The organism is Steroidobacter gossypii, assembly GCF_016801985.1.
GTDB classification, from domain to species: Bacteria; Pseudomonadota; Gammaproteobacteria; order Steroidobacterales; family Steroidobacteraceae; genus Steroidobacter; species Steroidobacter gossypii.
Window position 1 is genome coordinate 335,404 of sequence record NZ_JAEVLS010000004.1, and the last position, 17,086, is coordinate 352,489.

At 63.6% G+C, this 17,086-nt stretch carries 16 protein-coding genes; 1 reads left to right on the plus strand and 15 read right to left on the minus strand.

Annotation, left to right across the window (positions count from 1 at the left end; genetic code table 11):
- Positions 1 to 35: 35 nt before the first annotated feature.
- The 15 genes from JM946_RS18495 to JM946_RS18565 all read right to left on the minus strand — a co-directional run bounded on the left by JM946_RS18495 (position 36) and on the right by JM946_RS18565 (position 16,518).
- Positions 36 to 335 carry a PAAR domain-containing protein gene (locus tag JM946_RS18495; RefSeq protein ID WP_203168836.1) on the minus strand — a complete coding sequence of 100 codons (300 nt, stop codon included), beginning with the start codon at positions 333 to 335 and terminating at the stop codon, positions 36 to 38.
- On the minus strand, positions 332 to 970 hold the full coding sequence (locus tag JM946_RS18500) for a DUF6931 family protein (RefSeq protein WP_218042977.1): 639 nt from the start codon (positions 968 to 970) through the stop codon (positions 332 to 334). The genes JM946_RS18495 and JM946_RS18500 overlap by 4 nt, the downstream gene beginning before the upstream one ends.
- A 5-nt stretch (positions 971 to 975) precedes the next feature.
- Positions 976 to 3,006 carry a type VI secretion system Vgr family protein gene (locus JM946_RS18505; protein WP_203168838.1) on the minus strand — a complete coding sequence of 677 codons (2,031 nt, stop codon included), beginning with the start codon at positions 3,004 to 3,006 and terminating at the stop codon, positions 976 to 978.
- A 97-nt stretch (positions 3,007 to 3,103) separates the two neighbouring features.
- Complete coding sequence (locus tag JM946_RS18510) at positions 3,104 to 3,376, minus strand: hypothetical protein (protein WP_203168839.1); 273 nt, start codon at positions 3,374 to 3,376, stop codon at positions 3,104 to 3,106.
- A 114-nt stretch (positions 3,377 to 3,490) separates the two neighbouring features.
- On the minus strand, positions 3,491 to 4,690 hold the full coding sequence (locus tag JM946_RS18515) for a tetratricopeptide repeat protein (RefSeq protein WP_203168840.1): 1,200 nt from the start codon (positions 4,688 to 4,690) through the stop codon (positions 3,491 to 3,493).
- A 28-nt stretch (positions 4,691 to 4,718) separates the two neighbouring features.
- Entirely contained in the window at positions 4,719 to 7,430 is a 2,712-nt protein-coding gene (tssH, locus tag JM946_RS18520; RefSeq protein WP_203168841.1) for a type VI secretion system ATPase TssH, read from the minus strand.
- Positions 7,431 to 7,453: 23 nt separating this feature from the next.
- The gene (gene tssG / locus JM946_RS18525; protein WP_203168842.1) at positions 7,454 to 8,488 is read right to left on the minus strand and encodes a type VI secretion system baseplate subunit TssG; all 1,035 of its coding nucleotides are present in this window, start codon (positions 8,486 to 8,488) and stop codon (positions 7,454 to 7,456) included.
- Positions 8,470 to 10,350, minus strand: coding sequence for a type VI secretion system baseplate subunit TssF (tssF, locus tag JM946_RS18530; RefSeq protein WP_203168843.1), 1,881 nt, complete (start codon positions 10,348 to 10,350; stop codon positions 8,470 to 8,472). Before tssF ends, tssG begins: the two co-directional genes overlap by 19 nt.
- Positions 10,351 to 10,355: 5 nt before the next feature.
- The gene (gene tssE / locus JM946_RS18535; RefSeq protein ID WP_203168844.1) at positions 10,356 to 11,132 is read right to left on the minus strand and encodes a type VI secretion system baseplate subunit TssE; all 777 of its coding nucleotides are present in this window, start codon (positions 11,130 to 11,132) and stop codon (positions 10,356 to 10,358) included.
- Positions 11,133 to 11,149: 17 nt separating this feature from the next.
- On the minus strand, positions 11,150 to 11,962 hold the full coding sequence (locus JM946_RS18540) for a type VI secretion system accessory protein TagJ (RefSeq protein WP_203168845.1): 813 nt from the start codon (positions 11,960 to 11,962) through the stop codon (positions 11,150 to 11,152).
- Positions 11,963 to 12,087: 125 nt separating this feature from the next.
- Positions 12,088 to 12,570: an Hcp family type VI secretion system effector gene (locus tag JM946_RS18545; RefSeq protein ID WP_203168846.1), complete on the minus strand. Its 483-nt coding sequence runs from the start codon at positions 12,568 to 12,570 to the stop codon at positions 12,088 to 12,090.
- Positions 12,571 to 12,659: 89 nt separating this feature from the next.
- A complete protein-coding gene (gene tssC / locus JM946_RS18550) occupies positions 12,660 to 14,147 on the minus strand; it encodes a type VI secretion system contractile sheath large subunit (protein WP_203168847.1) in 1,488 nt (495 codons plus the stop codon).
- Between the two features lie 52 nt (positions 14,148 to 14,199).
- The gene (gene tssB / locus JM946_RS18555; protein ID WP_203168848.1) at positions 14,200 to 14,706 is read right to left on the minus strand and encodes a type VI secretion system contractile sheath small subunit; all 507 of its coding nucleotides are present in this window, start codon (positions 14,704 to 14,706) and stop codon (positions 14,200 to 14,202) included.
- A gap of 53 nt (positions 14,707 to 14,759) precedes the next feature.
- Positions 14,760 to 15,773 (minus strand): type VI secretion system protein TssA, encoded by a 1,014-nt coding sequence (gene tssA, locus JM946_RS18560; protein WP_203168849.1) that lies wholly within the window; start codon positions 15,771 to 15,773, stop codon positions 14,760 to 14,762.
- A gap of 310 nt (positions 15,774 to 16,083) precedes the next feature.
- Positions 16,084 to 16,518: a YqaA family protein gene (locus tag JM946_RS18565; protein ID WP_203168850.1), complete on the minus strand. Its 435-nt coding sequence runs from the start codon at positions 16,516 to 16,518 to the stop codon at positions 16,084 to 16,086.
- Between the two features lie 167 nt (positions 16,519 to 16,685).
- On the opposite strand from JM946_RS18565, the gene JM946_RS18570 reads away from it, so the two are divergent.
- On the plus strand, positions 16,686 to 16,883 hold the full coding sequence (locus JM946_RS18570; RefSeq protein WP_203168851.1) for a hypothetical protein: 198 nt from the start codon (positions 16,686 to 16,688) through the stop codon (positions 16,881 to 16,883).
- The last annotated feature ends 203 nt before the right edge of the window (positions 16,884 to 17,086 follow it).

Below are 17,086 nucleotides of genomic sequence, written 5' to 3' on the forward strand. Positions count from 1 at the left end.
ACCTGTTGTTGTGACTTCCCGGGAATCATTTCTTCTTAGCCTCCGATCAGCACGGTGGGGCACCCCGCCACAATCGTGCCGCCGTGCGCCGTCGAATCTCCCATGCGCGCAGCGGGCTTGTTTTGAATCAAAACAGTCGCGGACCCCATCACGATCACGTCTGGCGGGCCGACACACACGCATTGGCTGCCGAGCGTGGCCGCCGGCAGTCCGCCGATCAGCACGGTCGGCGCGCCGGGCGGCAGCACCGGGCCGCCCACATGTGGAATCGGCGGCACGCCAGGCGTCTGCATCGGGCAGGTATGCATGTCGCTCACGCGCGCCGCGGGTTTCATGCAGTCCCTCCTCCAGCTCCTGAGCCGGATCTTGCAACGGCAGGACCGAAGATCTGTATCGCACGCGTCACGAAAACGTTGATTGCCGCTACATAATCGGCGCCGCGCGCGGCGGTGAGACGCAAGGCTGCGATTGCAGCTTCCGCCGGCAGATGATCTGGCGGCACGACTGGATCGTAACCACGCGGCAATAGACTGCCGCCGGTCCAACCGGCGCTCGCGGCGATCCAGGCGCCGGGCGTGCTGAACTCGCCGCGTTCCGCGAACTCGAGCGCAGCTCGACGATTCTCCTCGGTAGGCTCCGCCAACCACTGTTGAGCGAGCGCCAGTCCAGCGCGATCGACGTCGCTGGCCTCAGGATCATCGGCGAGCGCTGTTTTGAAGCAGTCGCAGGCCCACGCCACTACATAGCGTTTCGGCAATACGCGCGCGACCAGCGAGAGCGCATCTGCGGGCAGGCCGGATCCCATGAGCTCATCGAGAAAGCGACGCACGTTGGCGTCGCGCTTGGACTTGAGGAGCGCGCGCGCGTCGTCGCTGAGCGCGAATCGTTGTACCACGCTGGTTGCGGGCGCCTCGGCTGCGGGATCGAAAGCTGCGACCATGCTGTCCTTCATAGTGGTATCGCTGCCCATGCCGGTCAGCCGATCTTGGTGATGGTGCCCTTGAGCGAGGCGGCACCACTGGAGGTCAGGTCGAGCATGCCGGTGCCCTGCACGGCGGTCTTGGTGCCCTTGATGTCGACCTGCTGGCCGGAGACCGCGGTCTGCGTGCCGTCGATCTCGACCTTGGTGTTGCCTTTGATCTTGATCTGCGCGCCGCTCATCTCGATGGTGCCGTCGCTCTTCATCACGATCTTGGCCATACCGACCTCGAGCGTGATCTGATCGCCGGCCTTGAGCGTGTACTTGTTCTTGACGTCGGCCTGATCGTTGGCTTCCAGCGTGGTGACGCGGTCCTTGGTGACCTTGTGCGTCTGCGTGCCCTTGATCGTGGTCTCGACGTTGCCGTTGACGGTGAGCTTGTCGTCGTTCTGGATGGTGGTGGTGCGATCGCCCTTGTCGCCCTTCTGCAGGCCGACGGTGATGGTCTGATCGTTCTCCACCACCACTTTCATGTTCTTTTCGGCGTGGATATAGATCTCTTCGGCGTCCTTCTTGTCGTCGAAGCGAATCTCGTTGAATTTCTCGGTGGTGCCTTGCTTGCTGCTGCGAGTCTTCACGCCGCTCTGGGTCTGGTTGGCGGGCAGCTCGTAGGGCGGCATCTGGTCGGCGTTGTAGACGCTGCCGATGATCAACGGATGGTCCGGGTCGCCCTCCAGGAATGAAACCACCACTTCCTGACCGATGCGCGGCACGAACTGCATGCCCCAGTTCTTGCCGGCCCACGACTGCGCCACTCGCACCCAGCAGGAGCTGTCCTGATTGGAGGTGCCGCCGCGGTCCCAGTGGAACTGGACTTTCACGCGCCCATACTTGTCGGTGGTGATCTCCTCGCCCGACACGCCGACGACTTTCGCCGTCTGTGTGCCTTGAATGAGCGGCTTCGACGTGATGCGCGCCGGCCGGAACGGCTCGCGCGAGTCGATCGCTTCAAGACTGATCGAAAACTGTGGCGGCTCGCCGCCAGCGGATGCTCCGGTGCGCGCGCCGTCGGAAACCAGCTCGCACGACGTCGCAGTGATCAGATACTGCTTGTTCATGTCGGCGCGCGGATGGCCCTTGAGCTTGAACAAGTGGCCAGCGGCCAAGCCGGCCGCATCACCGCCGCTACGAACCACGCTCTGAGATGCTTGCATCTGCTCGGCGCGCAGCTTCGCTACGCGCTCGACACCTGCTGCCGTGAGTTGGTTGGCGCCTGCCGGATAGTCGAAGATTTCGAAGCGCGAAGCGTCCTCGGTCCTGCGCGCGACCGGCGAGACGCCGCCGGCCAACGACGCCGGTGTCTCGAAGTTGTATTCACGGGCCGCGAAGGCTGCGGGCTGAAACGACTTGGCCGTGAGCCACGAGCTCAAATGATCGCGCTCTCGATGCACGCCCGGGCCACCCGGCGGGTAATACGGCACCTCTTCGTAGCCGCTCGTGGTGCCGAGCTTGCCCACGTCGTCGGTCAGCACCATGACGTGCTTGTCGCTCAGATGCACGAAGTAGTAATAGATGCCTTCGTGTTCCAGCAGCCGGCTCAGGAAATCGAAATCGCTTTCGCGATACTGGACCCGATATTCCCAGGGCTCGTAGCGGGCACTCAGTTCCAGTCGATGATCGTTGAACCCGGCCTGGCGACAGACTTCGGCGAAAATGTCCGGCGTCGACTTGTTTTGCAGCACCCGGCAATCGGCGCGCCGCGTAAGCAGCCAGAAAGCGGGGCGCACGATGGCGCGATATTCGTGACGGCGCTCGTTGTAGCCGGTGTAGGCGAACTCGGTGACGACGCCGTGGAAATATCGCTCGTGCGCCGGCCCGGTCTTCAACGTGACGCAGACGGGCTTGCCGAGAATGCCGTCCGGATCGGCCTCGCCACGGCTGGCCGCGCCTTCCATGCTGCATAACTCGAGATCGAACTGAAACGGCCGGCTGATCTGTTCGGTGGCCACCAGCCGCGTGAGCATCAGCCCCTGCATGTCGCCGGGCCCGGCAATGCTCACGGAACGGTTCTGTTGATAGTCCGCCATGACGTCTAATCCCTGCCCGCAAGGACACAAGCCGGCCCGCCGCCGGCGCAGTTCGAACGCTGCTGTCCCGATTCGATCCGGCGCGGCCGGGCGCCGCTCAGCCGAACACCAGTCTCAAGCAGGCTTCTTCGTTCTTGGAATGGAAATACAAGCCATCGGTGTCCTTGCCCTCGGCAATGATCACCGGCGTCGCGCCTTCGAATTTCTGGCGCGCGATCGCGGTGGCGGCGACTTCGTTGATGCCGTTCGCCTTCACATACTCGGCCCAGCGCGGATCGCCCTTGTCGATGCGCTGACCGGCGTCGGTCGCCCGCCGCAGCAGTTGCACGAACTGGTAATAGTCGAACTCGACGACTCTGCCCCGGGCCATGACCTGTACCGACCTTGATTATGTATGCTGCGGGCGTAAGTACCCCAAACCCCGCACCACTGCAAGGGGCGAGTCGGCATTCCGAGGGATGTGTCGACATTGCTGGTGAGGTTGTCATTTGACGGCGAGCACCACGTGGCCTGCGACTTGCCTGCTGCCTTCCCGGCGCAGCGTGTCGCCCGTGATCGAGATCGAGCAGAACCCGGCGTTGGTCAGCACCGTCCGGATGTAGGACTCCTGGTGGCAGTAGCGGCCGTGGGGTTCGATCCGGTACGACGGTTCGGCCCCCGTTTCGGGTTCGAGCCGTTCGAGGGTGAAAGCCAGCAGCCCGCCCGGGCGCAGGCAGACATGCGCAGCCGCGATCGGTTCTTCCAGCGCGCCGAAATAAACGAGCGTGTCGGCGGACACGATCACATCCGCGGACTCCGCTCGCGCCCGCATGAAGGACGACAACTCTTCGACGACGAGATCGTCATAGATATGGCGGGCGCGCGCCTTCTCCACCATGCCCGGCGAGATATCGAAGCCGATCAGCCTGCGGGCCATCGGCTCGAGCAATGGGCCGCACAGACCGGTGCCGCAGCCCGCATCGAAGATGTCCAGATCGGTCCGAGCACCCACTTTCTCGGCCACAGCGGATGCAAGCAGCTGAGGCGCGCGATAGCCGAGATCCTGCAGGTTCTCATCGAACGAATCGGCGAACGCGTCGAACATCTCGGTGAGATAGGCATCGTCGGCGCGCTCTGGAACGTTCTCTCCCGTGCTCGCGGCCAGCATGTGCCTGGGAATCGGATTGTCCGGATCGGATTCGATCCACTTGCGATAGATATCGGCTGCCTCGGACAGGCGGCCGGCCCGATACAACAGTCGCGCCAGCGCTTCGTACGCCGCTGCGTAGCCGGGACCGTACTCCACCGCTTTTTGGAAACATTCCAGCGCCTCTTCCGCCCGCTTCAGACGACGGGCGCAGATGCCGCGGTTGAACCACGCTTCGGCCATGGTCGGCGCGAGCTCTGCCGCGGTGCTGAATGCCTTGTGAGCTTCTTCCAGCGCGCCGCTCGCCGTCAGCGCGTTGCCGAAATTGGTCCACGCGTGCGGGTTGCGGGGCTGGCTCTTGACCGAACGGCGCAACAGCTCCAGACCTTCGCCGACGTTGCCGGTCTGGACTCGCATCATGCCCAGGAAGTTGAGCGCGTCCGCATCGCTCGGACGTCGCCGCAGGACGCGGCGATAGCCCGCTTCCGCTTCGGCGAAGCGCCCGCCCTTGTGGGCTTCGATCGCTCGCATCAGCAGTGAATGGTCGGCAGTGCTCACTGTTCGATTCCCGGGCGCGCGACTGGTCTCAAGCGAACGAATATTTGAATTCGGTGCCGTCGACTGTGATGTCGATCTGCGCCGTGGTCTGCGCCTGCGATACGCGCTCGAGCAACTGGCGGCTCACTTGCGCGAGCAGCGTGTTCGTCAGGATGGCGTCGATCATGCGGCCACCGCTTTCCGGCTCGGTGCAACGGGAGGCAATCAGCTTCACCACCGCTTCGTCATAGCTCAGCGCGATGCCGTGTTGTGCCTTCACGCGGGACACCACGCGATCGAGCTGCAGGCGAATGATCCGGCCGAGCATCGAATCGCTCAGCGGGTAATACGGGATGGTCACGATGCGTCCGAGCAGCGCCGCCGGGAAGGTCTTCAGCAGCGGCGCACGCAGCGCCTTGGCGATGCCTTCAGGCTCGGGCAGCAACTCCGGATCCTTGCACATGCCCATGATCAGATCGGTGCCCACGTTGGTGGTCAGGATGATCAGGGTGTTCTTGAAATCGATCAGCCGGCCTTCGCCATCTTCCATCACGCCCTTGTCGAACACCTGGAAGAAAATCTCGTGCACGTCCGGGTGCGCTTTTTCCACTTCGTCGAGCAACACCACGCTGTACGGCTTGCGACGCACGGCTTCGGTCAACACGCCGCCTTCGCCATAGCCGACGTAGCCCGGAGGGGCGCCCTTGAGCGTCGAAACGGTATGCGCCTCCTGGAATTCACTCATGTTGATGGTGATGAGATTCTGCTCGCCACCGTACAACGCTTCCGCCAGGGTCAGCGCCGTTTCGGTCTTGCCGACGCCGGAGGGGCCGGCCAGCATGAACACGCCGAGCGGCTTGTTCGGATTTTCCAGGCCCGCGCGCGCGGTCTGCACGCGACGGGTGATCATCTCGAGCGCGTGATCCTGACCGATGACGCGCTGGCCGAGCGTTTGCGCCAGCTTCAGCACAGTGGCGATTTCGTCCTTCACCATGCGACCGACCGGAATGCCGGTCCAGTCCGCGACCACGGAGGCGACCGCTTGCTCGTCCACGCTCGGCAGGACCAACGGGCGGTCGCCCTGCACTTCGTCGAGTTGCTCCTGCAAGGTCTGCAGCCGCGCAATCGCCTCGGCTCGTTCTTCTTGCGTCATCGCAGCCGCGCCGGCCGCTTGGTCGGACCCCTTCGCATTCTGCGCATCCGCTTTGCCGGTGGCCTCGCGCAGCTTGGCGCGCAACGCGAGGATCTCATCGACCAGCGTCTTCTCCTTGCTCCAGGCCGACTGCAATGTTTCGAGCCGCTTTTTCTCGCTTTCGAGCGCTTCGCGTGCGCTGTTTTCACGCGCGCTTGTGTCAAGACCGATCGCAGCTTCGCGGGCGATGATTTCCAGCTCCGTCTGCAGCGCTTCGATTCGACGCTGGCTGTCTTCCACCTCCGCGGGCGTCGCGTGATGGCTGACGCCAACTCGCGCGCACGACGTATCGAGCAGGCTCACCGCCTTGTCCGGCAGCTGACGATCCGGAATGTAACGATGCGAGAGCTTCACGGCCGCTTCCAGCGCCTCGTCCAGGATCTGCACGCGATGGTGCTTCTCCATGGTCGAGACGATACCGCGCATCATCAGCACGGCCTTGTCCTCGGCGGGCTCTTCGATCTTCACCGTCTGGAAGCGACGGGTCAGCGCCGGATCCTTTTCGATATATTTCTTATATTCGGCCCACGTCGTCGCGCCGATGGTTCGCAGCGTGCCGCGCGCCAGCGCCGGCTTCAGCAGATTCGCCGCATCGCCCGTGCCAGCGGCGCCGCCCGCGCCGACTAGTGTGTGCACCTCGTCGATGAACAGGACGATGGGCTTAGGCGACGCCTGCACCTCATCGATCACCTGGCGCAGGCGCTGTTCGAACTCGCCTTTCATGCTGGCGCCGGCTTGTAACAAACCGACATCGAGCGCGCGCAGTGAAATGTCCTTCAACGACGGCGGCACGTCGCCCGCGACGATTCGCCGTGCGAAACCTTCCACGACCGCGGTCTTGCCGACGCCAGCCTCGCCGGTGAGGATGGGATTGTTCTGACGACGACGCATCAGGATGTCGACGATCTGGCGAATCTCGTCGTCGCGGCCGACCACTGGATCGATCTTGCCGGCGCGCGCCTGCTCGGTGAGGTCCACCGTGAATCTCTGCAGCGCTTCCTGCTTGCCCATCTGTGCGGGGGCGAGAGCGCCGCTGGCTTCACCCGGCTCGCCTCGCGAGACCTGCGAACCGTCGCTCGCGCCGAGCGCGCCTTCAGGCGAGCTGGCAACGATCTGCGCGAAGTCTTCGGCGAGCTGATCGGGCTTCACCTTGTCGAATTCTTTGGAGATATTCGTGAGCACGTTCTTGAGCGAGGGCGTCTTGAGCGCCGCGAGCAGCAGATAACCGGTGCGGATCTGGCCGTCGCCGAACTTGAGCGTGGACCACACCCAGGCGCGCTCGGCGACATCTTCGATGTGCGCCGACAGGTCGGAAATGGCGGTCGAGCCGCGTGGCAGCCGATCCAGCGCCTTGGTGAAATCGCTCGCCAGCTTGCTGGGGTCGATCTCGAAGGCGCGCACGATGCTGGTCAGATCGGACGCCTGCTGTTGCAGGATCTGATGCAGCCAATGCACCAGCTCGACATACGGATTGCCGCGCAGCTTGCAGAACACGGTCGCGCCTTCGACCGATTCGTAGGCCAGGCGATTGAGCTTGCCGAACAGCGCAACCCGACTGATGTCACCCATGCTTCGCTCCCAAACTTTTCAATTTATTGATGGCGCCCCGACGCTCGCTCCCGAGCGCCGGCCGCTTGTTCCTGAATCACCACATCCGCTGCATGCGCGCGGCGCTCGCCGAGCCAGCTCGTCCAACCGAGCGGACTCGCGCCGTCGAGACGCGCGCCGGGAATCTCCACATCGCGCAGGAGCAGGCGCACCTGCCACTCCCATTCGTCGTTCGTGTACTGGCGCACCAGCGAATGCAACTCCCTCAAGCCCGGCGCGCCGGGCAGGAAATTCGAGAACGCCGCATGCGGCAGCGGCCCCAGCACGATCTCGAACTTGTGCTGGCACTGCCATGTGGACGCCCCCAACGTCGCATTGCTGCCGAGCGCGGCGGCCGCAGAGCCGCCGAGACGACATCGCAAGTCGTCGGGGATCTCGAGCCAGGAGCCGACGAACTGCCGCACTTCCACCTCGATGCCGAAATAATCGGCAAGCACCGCTTCGAGACCTTCGGCCGAGCGAGGCTGTGAAGCGAACAGGCCGGCACGAGACAACTTGGCGTAATCCGGCGCCGCATCCGCATCGCGCGCGCTCTCGGGCGCCATGCCGATCAGGGCGCCGACATATGTTCGAAATCGATCGCTGTCGGGCCGGTCGAGGCTGACCGCGGGCTCCGACTCCGCCCACGCGCGATAGAACAGCGAGATCAGTCGATGCTGAAACAGATTGAGGAAGTCGACGACGGTCGCATCTTCCTTGTGCCGGCGGCGCTCGTAAGCGAGCTCGGTCAAATGCAATGGCAAAGCACCGTTGGGTCCGAACAGTCCGAAAGCGAATTGCTCCAGCCGCACGGCGCCATCTTCGGCGTTCACGAGTTGCGCCACGTCGCAGGGCGCGAACGACAGATGCGGCGCCTGCCCGAGCCGCACCGAATCATCCGCGGCCTTGCGCGCTTCGCCCAACCGAGGCCTGTCCGCATAGACCTGCTCGAGCAGCCGCAACGCCGCGAACAGGGTGTAGCCGTGCGGCTGAGCCTGCAGCTGCGCCAGCGCCTGGTTGTTCAGATCGAGCGGCGGCATCCCACCCTCACCGGCCAGGTCTTGATGACACCGCGCGCGACCGACGCGAGTCGCGTCTGCGTGAACGAATTCAAGGAAACATAGCGTGCAAAAAAACGATCCAGCACGCTGCCGAGCGTGACGATGCCCACGCCTTCGAAGGCGGCATCGTCCAACGTGACTGTGATCTCTAGTCCGCGCGCGTAGCTGATCGGACCTTCAACCGGCGCACGCCTCACCACGGTGTTGTAACCGACCGTGCGCACGCCATCGACTTGTCTGAGCGCTGTCACGTCGTTCGAATCTGCATACAGCGCGAGCATGTCACGAAGCATCTCCGCGCCTGACTCCGGTGTGCGCTCGATCAGCGACAGATAGTTCAGCGACAGATGACTGATCAGCTTCCATGCTGTCGCGCCCATCCCGGGCGACTGCCGCGGATAGCTGGGGCCAGCGATGCAGCGGACGGCTTCCACCGGCGCGCCGCCTTCAACCGAGAAGTCGGTGCGCGCCGTGCCGGTCGCGAGCTGGATCGGCAGATCTCGATTCGTGCACAGCGCCTGTACGTCGAGCTGGCGAATCTGCCCGGTCCGCTGGCCCTGGGCCGCGTCCACGATGGACACGAAACATTCGCTGCCGACGTAAGCGGATCGCGCCCCGCTCTGCTGCTGTTTGGCGGACAACAGACGTGGTCGCCGCTGCATCGTGTAGTACGACGAGTCGTAAGCATCGCCGCCGTGACCCACCGAATAAAACGGGCGGATCTGCGTGATCGATTCGCCGCCGGCGCCGATGCCCTCCATCTGCTGCACGCTGTGCACTTCGAAATCCATCGGCCGGTTGCGATCTGGCACCAGGTGATATTCGGTCTCGCGGCTGGTGACGTGCACGCGATCGAGTGCGCGCGGGAACAGATTGATGGCCGGCGTGCAGAACATGCGGAAATGCGATGCGTCGAGCGCATTCTCCAACCCGACGTGCGCGCGCTCCATGGCGAGATAAATCTCGAGCTCGTCCCCTTCGCAGGTCTGCACTGCCTCGCGCAGATCGTTGACCGAGAAAAACAGGAAGCGCTCGGCGAACGCGAAATATTCCTGCAGCAGGCGATAGCCCTGGAAGCCCTGGCGAGTGACGGGCAACAGCGCCTCGTGATCGTCGAGCCCGACCTGGCGCACGCTCGACGCCGGCCGGAAGTGCACGGACGCGCTCTGGCCATGCGCGCGTGACGAGCGCACGTACATGCCCATGCAATCGGCCGCGATCTGCTCGACCACGCGGTGAGCCAGATCGGCCGTCGCTTTCACATGGAATGTGAGCGAATCGAGCGGCAACTGTTTCCATTTGACCCCAGGCGCCGTCTTCAAACGCAGGCGGATGGCGGCGCGCGCACGCCCGTCGGTGGCGACGCCTTGCGATGCCAGAGCGCCGGACCCGGAAAGATACTTCGCTTCAGTGACGATCAACGGCCACAGCGTCACATCGTGCGCCGTGCGGAATTCACACGAGATGCGGTCGCCTTTGACCAGCGGACTGCGCAGGCTCGTGCCGCGTTTCACGACATGCCCGCCCACCAGCGCGCTCTCTTTGAGATCCGGCGCGAGCTCAACGACCGTGCACGAGGGCGTTGGCTGCAGATAGTGTGGATACACCATCTCCAGCAAGTGCTGGGTGAAATCGGGATGGCGCGCATCGAGCTTCAGCTGCACGCGCGCTGCGAGGAAAGCAAAGCCTTCGAGCAGCCGCTCGACATACGGATCGGCGCACTCCACACCGTCGACGCCTAGACGCGCAGCGATGCGGGGATAGGCCTGCGCAAATTCGGCGCCCATCTCGCGCACGAATTGCAGCTCGCGGTTGTAGTAGTCGAGTAGACGTGGATCCATCGGCGCTATCTCACACCGGAATCGGCGATGCTCACATCGCCAGAATCGACGTCGATGCTCGTGCGCAAGACCAGATGCTGGGGAGCGGGTTGCCCCCACAGCTGCGCCTCGATGCGAAACGCGAGCACATGGGTTTCGGAGCCGTCATCGCCCAGCTCGGGCGTGACGCGTACACGCGACAGGCGCGGCTCGAAGTTCGCGATGGCCGTTTCGATCTTGCTGCTGATCCGCTCCGCTTCGACCGAGCGAGCCATGCGCCCGGCCAGCGACGGCATGCCATAGTTCACAACGGAACGCTGTACGTGCGGATAATCCGTGAGATCGATGGAAGCATCGAGACTGCCGCAGTTGAGCAGCGAGGCCAGATCGCGACACACATATTCGCGCAACTTGCGAACCGCAACCGCGCGTTGCTCGGCCGACTCCGGCGTGGTGTTCAGTACGTTGCTGACCGCGAATTCGCAGAAGGCCTGTAGCGCGATGCCTTGCGGCGCGCCCGGCGGTTTGACGGTCAGCGCTTTCAATTGCGAGGGCGTGGTGCGCCCGGCACCCGACGTGAACCGCAAAGAGATCTTTGCCGAGTCATCGCCGACCGACTCGCTGCGGCCGCCGAATTGCAGGCCCTGCCCTTCGAGAATCGCGATCAGGTCGCGCTCGGTGAGACCGAGGCGTTGCAACTCGGCGAACGCGACAGACACTTCATACAAGGCCAGCAGCCGCTCGTCGTCGATCAGACGATCGAACAGCGCAGGTTGCAGACGTTCGCGAAGGCTGAGTTCCATCGGAGTGATTCAGCCCGTCAGTCCGCCCCGGCTTCGCTCGCCGCGCCGAGCACGATCTCGCGAATCTCGAGCAGGCCGAGCTCTTCGGCGTCGCTGGTCAGCACGCGCTGACCGAGACCCGCGTAGTGTTCGTCGTGGAGTGCTCGCCACTCGGTTTTGCGCGACATGCGGATCGCAGCGTCTTCGCTGCGCTCGGAACCTGGATAACGCACTGGCAGCAGGCCCATGGTCTCGCCGCCATTGGTCCAGGTGAGATGCGCCGGAACCCACACGAGATCGCGCGCATCCGACGGCGCTTCGATGGAGACGCTTTGAATTCGTTCGAACGGCACCCAGTAGTACGCGCCGTTCAACAAGACTTCCAGAATCGGGCCGAGGCGCGAGTCGGCATCGGCGATCCATTCGCAGGGCGATTCGTTGATCTTGCCCGGCGTCGGCGTTGCCAACTCCAGCGCGGCGCTACGCACCGCCGCGGCTTCAGCGGCCTTGCCTTCTGCATCCAGTGCGAGAGCTTGAAGAAAAGATGCGATCCAGGGCAGCGGCTCACCGAACACCAGCGGAGAACGTTTCCCCGCGAACACGTCGGCGCGGATGCGTTCGCATTGAATCGCGGCGCTGTAGGCATGCTTCATCGGCAACGCGCCGGCATCCAGATCGGCGGCGACCGAAAGTTGATTGAGCGCGCGTTCCCAATCGCCGGTCAGCATCAACAATTGCGCCAGAAACACGCGCAGTTTGCTGTCGGCGGGCTGGCGCCGGACTTCATTCTGTAACTCTTGGATGCTTCCGGCGAGATCGCCCGCCCCGAACAGCTCTTCGGCTTTGCTCATGTATCACCCGGAATCGGCAGCGCCCTTCGTTACCAGGGCGCCGCATGGGAACCACGCGCCCGCTGCGCTGCCTCGCCTGTTGCGAGAGCTGCGCAGCGTGACGCGTCCGCCAGTCGGCGAGTCGATTACACCTTGACGTTTTCGGCGATGTTCCAGCCGAACGCCTGCGGCGTACCCTTGCCGCCCTTTTCGTTCTGGGTGACGTACTCGACCTTCACCTGCGCGAAGTTCAGGGTGATGTTCTCGGTGAGACGATCTTCGCCGCCGCTGCCGCCGGTCGAATACGACGACACCATCACCTTGGTCATCTCGATGACCAGATACTCGAGCGGATTCTCACCGGCCTTGCGCACGATGATCTTGCCCTTGCCGAAGTGCTTGCCGTTCGCGCAGAACAGCATCAGGTTCGGCGTGGCGGCGTCGATGAACTTGGTGATAGAGATGTCCTGGAACGCCGCCTTGCCGCTGCCGCCGCCGCTGCCGTGGTGGAGCGTGCCGCTGTTGGACAGACCCCAGGACCACGCCAGGATGTCGATCTTGTCCTTGTGGACCTTGTCGACCGACTCGCCCTTGACGCCTTCCAGCTCGAGAAACATATCCACTGCCATGATTCGATCCTTATCGGTTGCTAGTTGCTAGTTATTGCCCGCGCCGCTACGCCCCAGGTGCGCTCGACGCCCCTCAACGGTTGAGCCGCTTATCCCTGCTTCTGCGAAGGCAGCCGCGACACCAGGCTCAAGGTCACGCTCACGCCTTCGAGCTGGTAGTGCGGTCGCAGATGGAATCGAGCCGAGTAGTAGCCGGGGTTGCCCTCGATCTCCTCGACCTTCACCTCGGCGCCGGCCAGCGGCTTCTGCGCCTTCATGGTCTCGCCCGCGTTCTCGGGATTGCCCAGCACGTAGCCCATGATCCAGTCGGACAGGAACCGCTCCATGTCGGCGCGCTCCTTGAAGGAACCGACCTTGTCGCGAACCATGCACTTGAGGAAGTGCGCGAAACGGCAGCTCGCGAACAGATAAGGCAGGCGAGCCGAAATGCGCGCGTTCGCGGTCGCATCCGGATCGGCGAATTCGGCCGGCTTCTGCAGCGACTGCGCGCCGATGAAGGCCGCGGTATCGGTGTTCTTGCGATGGATCAGCGGCATGAAGCCGCAGTTCGCCAGCTCCGCCTCGCGACGATCGCTGATGGCGATCTCGGTGGGGCACTTCATGTCCACGCCGCCGTCGTCGCTCGGGAAGGTGTGCACCGGCAGGCCTTCGACCGCGCCGCCCGATTCGACACCGCGGATCGAAGAGCACCAGCCGTAGTTCTTGAACGAACGGTTGATGTTGACCGCCATGGCGTAGGCCGCGTTGGCCCAGGTGTAGCGGCTGTGATCTCCGGCGCCGGTTTCTTCTTCGAAGTTGAACTCTTCGACCGGGCTGCTCTTGGCGCCGTACGGCAGACGCGCCAGGAAGCGCGGCATGGCCAGGCCCAGATACTTGGCGTCGTCGGACTCGCGCAGCGAGCGCCAGGCGGCGTAATCCGGAGCGGCGAAGATCTTGGCGAGATCGCGCGGGTTGGCGAGCTCCTGCCACGAATCCATGCCCATCAGCGTGGGGCTCGCGCCAGCGATAAAGGGCGCATGCGCGGCAGCGGCGATCTGCGCCATCTGGCCAAGCAGTTCCACATCGCCCGGGGTGTGGTCGAAGTGATAGTCGCCGACCAGGCAGCCGTAGGGCTCGCCGCCCAGCTGGCCGTATTCCTGCTCGTACAACTTCTTGAACATCGGGCTTTGATCCCAGGCCGCGCCCTTGTACTTCTTGAGATTCTTGCCCAGCTCCTTCTTGGAGATGTTCATGACGCGGATCTTCAGCTGCTCGTCGGTCTCGGTGTTGCTGACGAGATAGTGCAGACCGCGCCAGGCGCTCTCGACCTGCTGGAAACGCTCGTTGTGCAGAATCACGTTGATCTGCTCGGTGAGCTTCTGGTCGATCTCGGCGATGATGGCCTTGATGGTGCCGACCACGTCGTCGGAGATGACGGCCGTCTCACGCAGCGCCTGCTCGGCGAGCGTGCGCACCGCGCGCTCGACTTCGACGCGCGCGCCATCGGTCTTGGGTTTGAATTGTTTCTGCAGCAGCGAGGCGAACTCGTTCGCATCGGCGGCGACTGCGGCCTGTGCGGCCTGTTGGGCTTCAGCCATGACTCGTTTCCTTCACGAAATTTTGTTCCAGACCCGGGTGGTTCGACGGCGCTCAGGCCTGGTCGGCCGGCTTGGCCTGCTCGACCAGCGACTTCAGCAGGGCCGGATCGTTCAACGCCTTGGCGATCAGCTCCTCGGCGCCCGCCTTGCCGTCCATGTAGGTGATCAGGTTGGACAGCTGCGAACGTGCTTCGAGCAGCTTGTTGAGCGAGTCGACCTTGCGCGCGACCGCGGCCGGCGAGAAGTCGTCCATGCTCTCGAAAGTGATATCGACCTGCAGATTGCCCTCGCCGGTGAGCGTGTTCGGCACGCTGACCGCGACGCGCGGCTTCATCGACTTCATGCGCTCGTCGAAGTTGTCGACGTCGAAATTGACGAACTTGCGCTCATCCACGCCCGGCAGCGGCTCCTTGGCGTCGCCCGACAGATCCGCCATGACGCCCATGACGAACGGGATCTGCACCTTTTTCTGTGCGCCGTAGACTTCGACGTCGTATTCGATCTGCACGCGTGGCGCGCGGTTGCGCGCGATGAATTTCTGACTGCTGGGCTTGGCCACGACTCATCTCCCGTATGGCTGCTGATAGTTGCCGGCTCGATCCAAAGCGGCGCTTAGTCTGTGTTGTCTCGCACGCCGCTGGCCGCTTTGGCCTGATCCAGGGCGTCTGGCGCGAGCTCCTCGAGCATGGCGAGAAAATCTTTGCCCACCAGTCGCTTGGCGCGCTCGATGAGCAGCGGAACCGGACTCGAGGGTTCGTTGGTGCGGAAGAAGTCCGCAACCGCGTCGAGCGCGCGCGTGGCATCTTCGCGGCTGCGAATGCCGCCCACGGCGACACCGACCGTGCCGCTCGCCACTCCACCCGCCGACGCATCTTCGGACTGCGCTTCGCTGGCGGCGATCGATGCCGGTGCGCGCGTGCTCAAGTGCTCGGTGACAAGCTTCAGCGTGCGCTTCAGCGGGCTGGTGAGGTTTCCGAAGTCGGGCGCTGCTTGCACGCCGCCTGCGGAACGCATCGCGTCTTCGATGGATGTGAGGCTCTGGATCGCGTCGTTGAGCTGTGCGCTCAGCGCGTTGAGTTCTTCGACTTCGGTGGTGCTCAGATGCGCCACGAGTTGAGTGGCGTCGATCGAAGCCGCTTCGCCTTCCACCGGCGCGATCTGGTTGGTGGCGATCTCGATGTCTCGAATCGACAGCGGCCCGAGCTGTCGATGCACGAGCAATGGCGCACGCCGCAGACCGTCGACGATCGCCATGCGGTCGGCGAAACCGTTCAGTGCGTTACGTCGCAGAATCGCGTCCTCGTCGACGCGAGGAAACACTTCGGCCGGCCAGGTTTCGAGCCAGTGGGATGCAACTTTCAGCGTGTCGACGAAACCCGCGAGACCCTCGGCTCGGAGCAATGCGCTCGATACGTGCGCCAGCAGCCGAAAATCCTTGCTGGTCTCGATGGCTTCCAGCGCGCGATCGCGGATCTCGCGCCAATCCGTTTCTTCACTCAGCGGCGCCGACTGGCCGAACAGACGATAAGCGTCGAACGAGGCCAGCAGCTGCGTGTCTTCGAGATCGGCTCCGCAGGGATTCTCTGCGGAAATGGGCTGCAGAAGTTTGCTGAGTGCGCCGTGCATGCCAGACGTTGTTCGTGTTGATTCGCCGCTGGGTGGTATTCCGTACGCCCGACGACGACCTCCCCGGTCGCCGCGGCGCGTCAAGAATGAACCAATTCATCTTCATGTCAACGATTTGGTTTGTAATATGTCGACCAGTTCCGGCACCGGCGAACCGGCGTATTACTCGGTGATTACAGCGTTCCGTGCACTCGTCAGCTCGCTGCCGGTCAGACCAGTGACAAAGGTCGGCGATCGCGAAGTGCTGTATGCAGATATGAGACGCACGTCCCAGCGCGCACCGCGTCGAAGAACACATGCTGTCGAGCGTTCACGTCCAACCGAGCGTCAAGCCCGCCAACACCAGGTAGCGGCCGATCTTGGCGATGCTCACCAGCACCAGAAACATCGGCAGCGGTTCACGCAGCACGCCTGCGACCACCGTGATGGGATCGCCGATCACCGGCATCCAGCTCAGTAACAAAGACCACTTCCCGTAGCGTAGATACCAGGCCTGCGAGCGCTGCAGGCTGGCCGCACTCAATGGAAACCAACGTCGATCGCGGAGCTGCTCGATACCGCGACCGATCAGCCAATTGACCACCGCGCCGGCGACGTTGCCGACGCTCGCGATGACGATCACCGGCCAAGGCGACCGATCGGTCAGCAGCAGCGCGACCAGCACCGTTTCGGACTGCAACGGCAGCAGCGTGGCGGAGAAAAACGCGGACAGAAACAGTCCGGCGTAGATGGCGATAGTTTCCATGACCTGTGTAGTGACCGAAACGCGTCCGAATCATCCATCCAAGCTTAGCGATTTTGCGCCCGTCATCGCCCGGCGAAAGTTTGAAACTTATCTGTACTGCGGCGCATTGACATCTTAGGGCGCGCCGGTGTCATGCACGGCGGGCGCGCATACACAGGGCCGCAGATATGCCGTCACTCGATTTCGAGCAACGCATCGACCAGGTGCTGGAGCTTGCGGGGTTGGATCCTCACACCGGCGCGTCGGCCCGTCTGCGCGAACTCCTGGAGAGCATCAGCTGCATGCCGCCACCGCCCGCCGATGATGAGTTCGCCCGATTGCTGGAACAGATATCGGACGGTCAGCGATCTCAATGGCGACGGTAACAAGCAGCACGCGGCACCCGCGGTAAACCCGGACAGACGCGCCAGTCGCCGCACGCCTGCACCTTCCTTCCAAGCAAAGTCCTTCGTCAGGCGAGCCAGGCGGCGTCAGCGCCGCGGTCTGCACAGCCGCGACGTGTACCTCCGTCCACTGCCGACGTGACGAGTAGGCTATATTCTTCGTGCTCGGCGCTCAGCCACTGAAG

Excerpts from the sequence above, each read along its gene's own strand:
- JM946_RS18505 (WP_203168838.1), bottom strand. The coding sequence starts at position 3,006 with ATGGCGGACTATCAACAGAACCGTTCCGTGAGCATTGCCGGGCCCGGC.
- JM946_RS18510 (WP_203168839.1), bottom strand. The coding sequence starts at position 3,376 with ATGGCCCGGGGCAGAGTCGTCGAGTTCGACTATTACCAGTTCGTGCAA.
- tssH (WP_203168841.1), bottom strand. The coding sequence starts at position 7,430 with ATGGGTGACATCAGTCGGGTTGCGCTGTTCGGCAAGCTCAATCGCCTG.
- JM946_RS18495 (WP_203168836.1), bottom strand. The coding sequence starts at position 335 with ATGAAACCCGCGGCGCGCGTGAGCGACATGCATACCTGCCCGATGCAG.
- JM946_RS18540 (WP_203168845.1), bottom strand. The coding sequence starts at position 11,962 with ATGAGCAAAGCCGAAGAGCTGTTCGGGGCGGGCGATCTCGCCGGAAGC.
- tssE (WP_203168844.1), bottom strand. The coding sequence starts at position 11,132 with ATGGAACTCAGCCTTCGCGAACGTCTGCAACCTGCGCTGTTCGATCGT.
- tssF (WP_203168843.1), bottom strand. The coding sequence starts at position 10,350 with ATGGATCCACGTCTACTCGACTACTACAACCGCGAGCTGCAATTCGTG.
- JM946_RS18565 (WP_203168850.1), bottom strand. The coding sequence starts at position 16,518 with ATGGAAACTATCGCCATCTACGCCGGACTGTTTCTGTCCGCGTTTTTC.
- tssA (WP_203168849.1), bottom strand. The coding sequence starts at position 15,773 with ATGCACGGCGCACTCAGCAAACTTCTGCAGCCCATTTCCGCAGAGAAT.
- JM946_RS18545 (WP_203168846.1), bottom strand. The coding sequence starts at position 12,570 with ATGGCAGTGGATATGTTTCTCGAGCTGGAAGGCGTCAAGGGCGAGTCG.
- tssC (WP_203168847.1), bottom strand. The coding sequence starts at position 14,147 with ATGGCTGAAGCCCAACAGGCCGCACAGGCCGCAGTCGCCGCCGATGCG.
- tssG (WP_203168842.1), bottom strand. The coding sequence starts at position 8,488 with ATGCCGCCGCTCGATCTGAACAACCAGGCGCTGGCGCAGCTGCAGGCT.
- JM946_RS18500 (WP_218042977.1), bottom strand. The coding sequence starts at position 970 with ATGGGCAGCGATACCACTATGAAGGACAGCATGGTCGCAGCTTTCGAT.
- JM946_RS18570 (WP_203168851.1), top strand. The coding sequence starts at position 16,686 with ATGCCGTCACTCGATTTCGAGCAACGCATCGACCAGGTGCTGGAGCTT.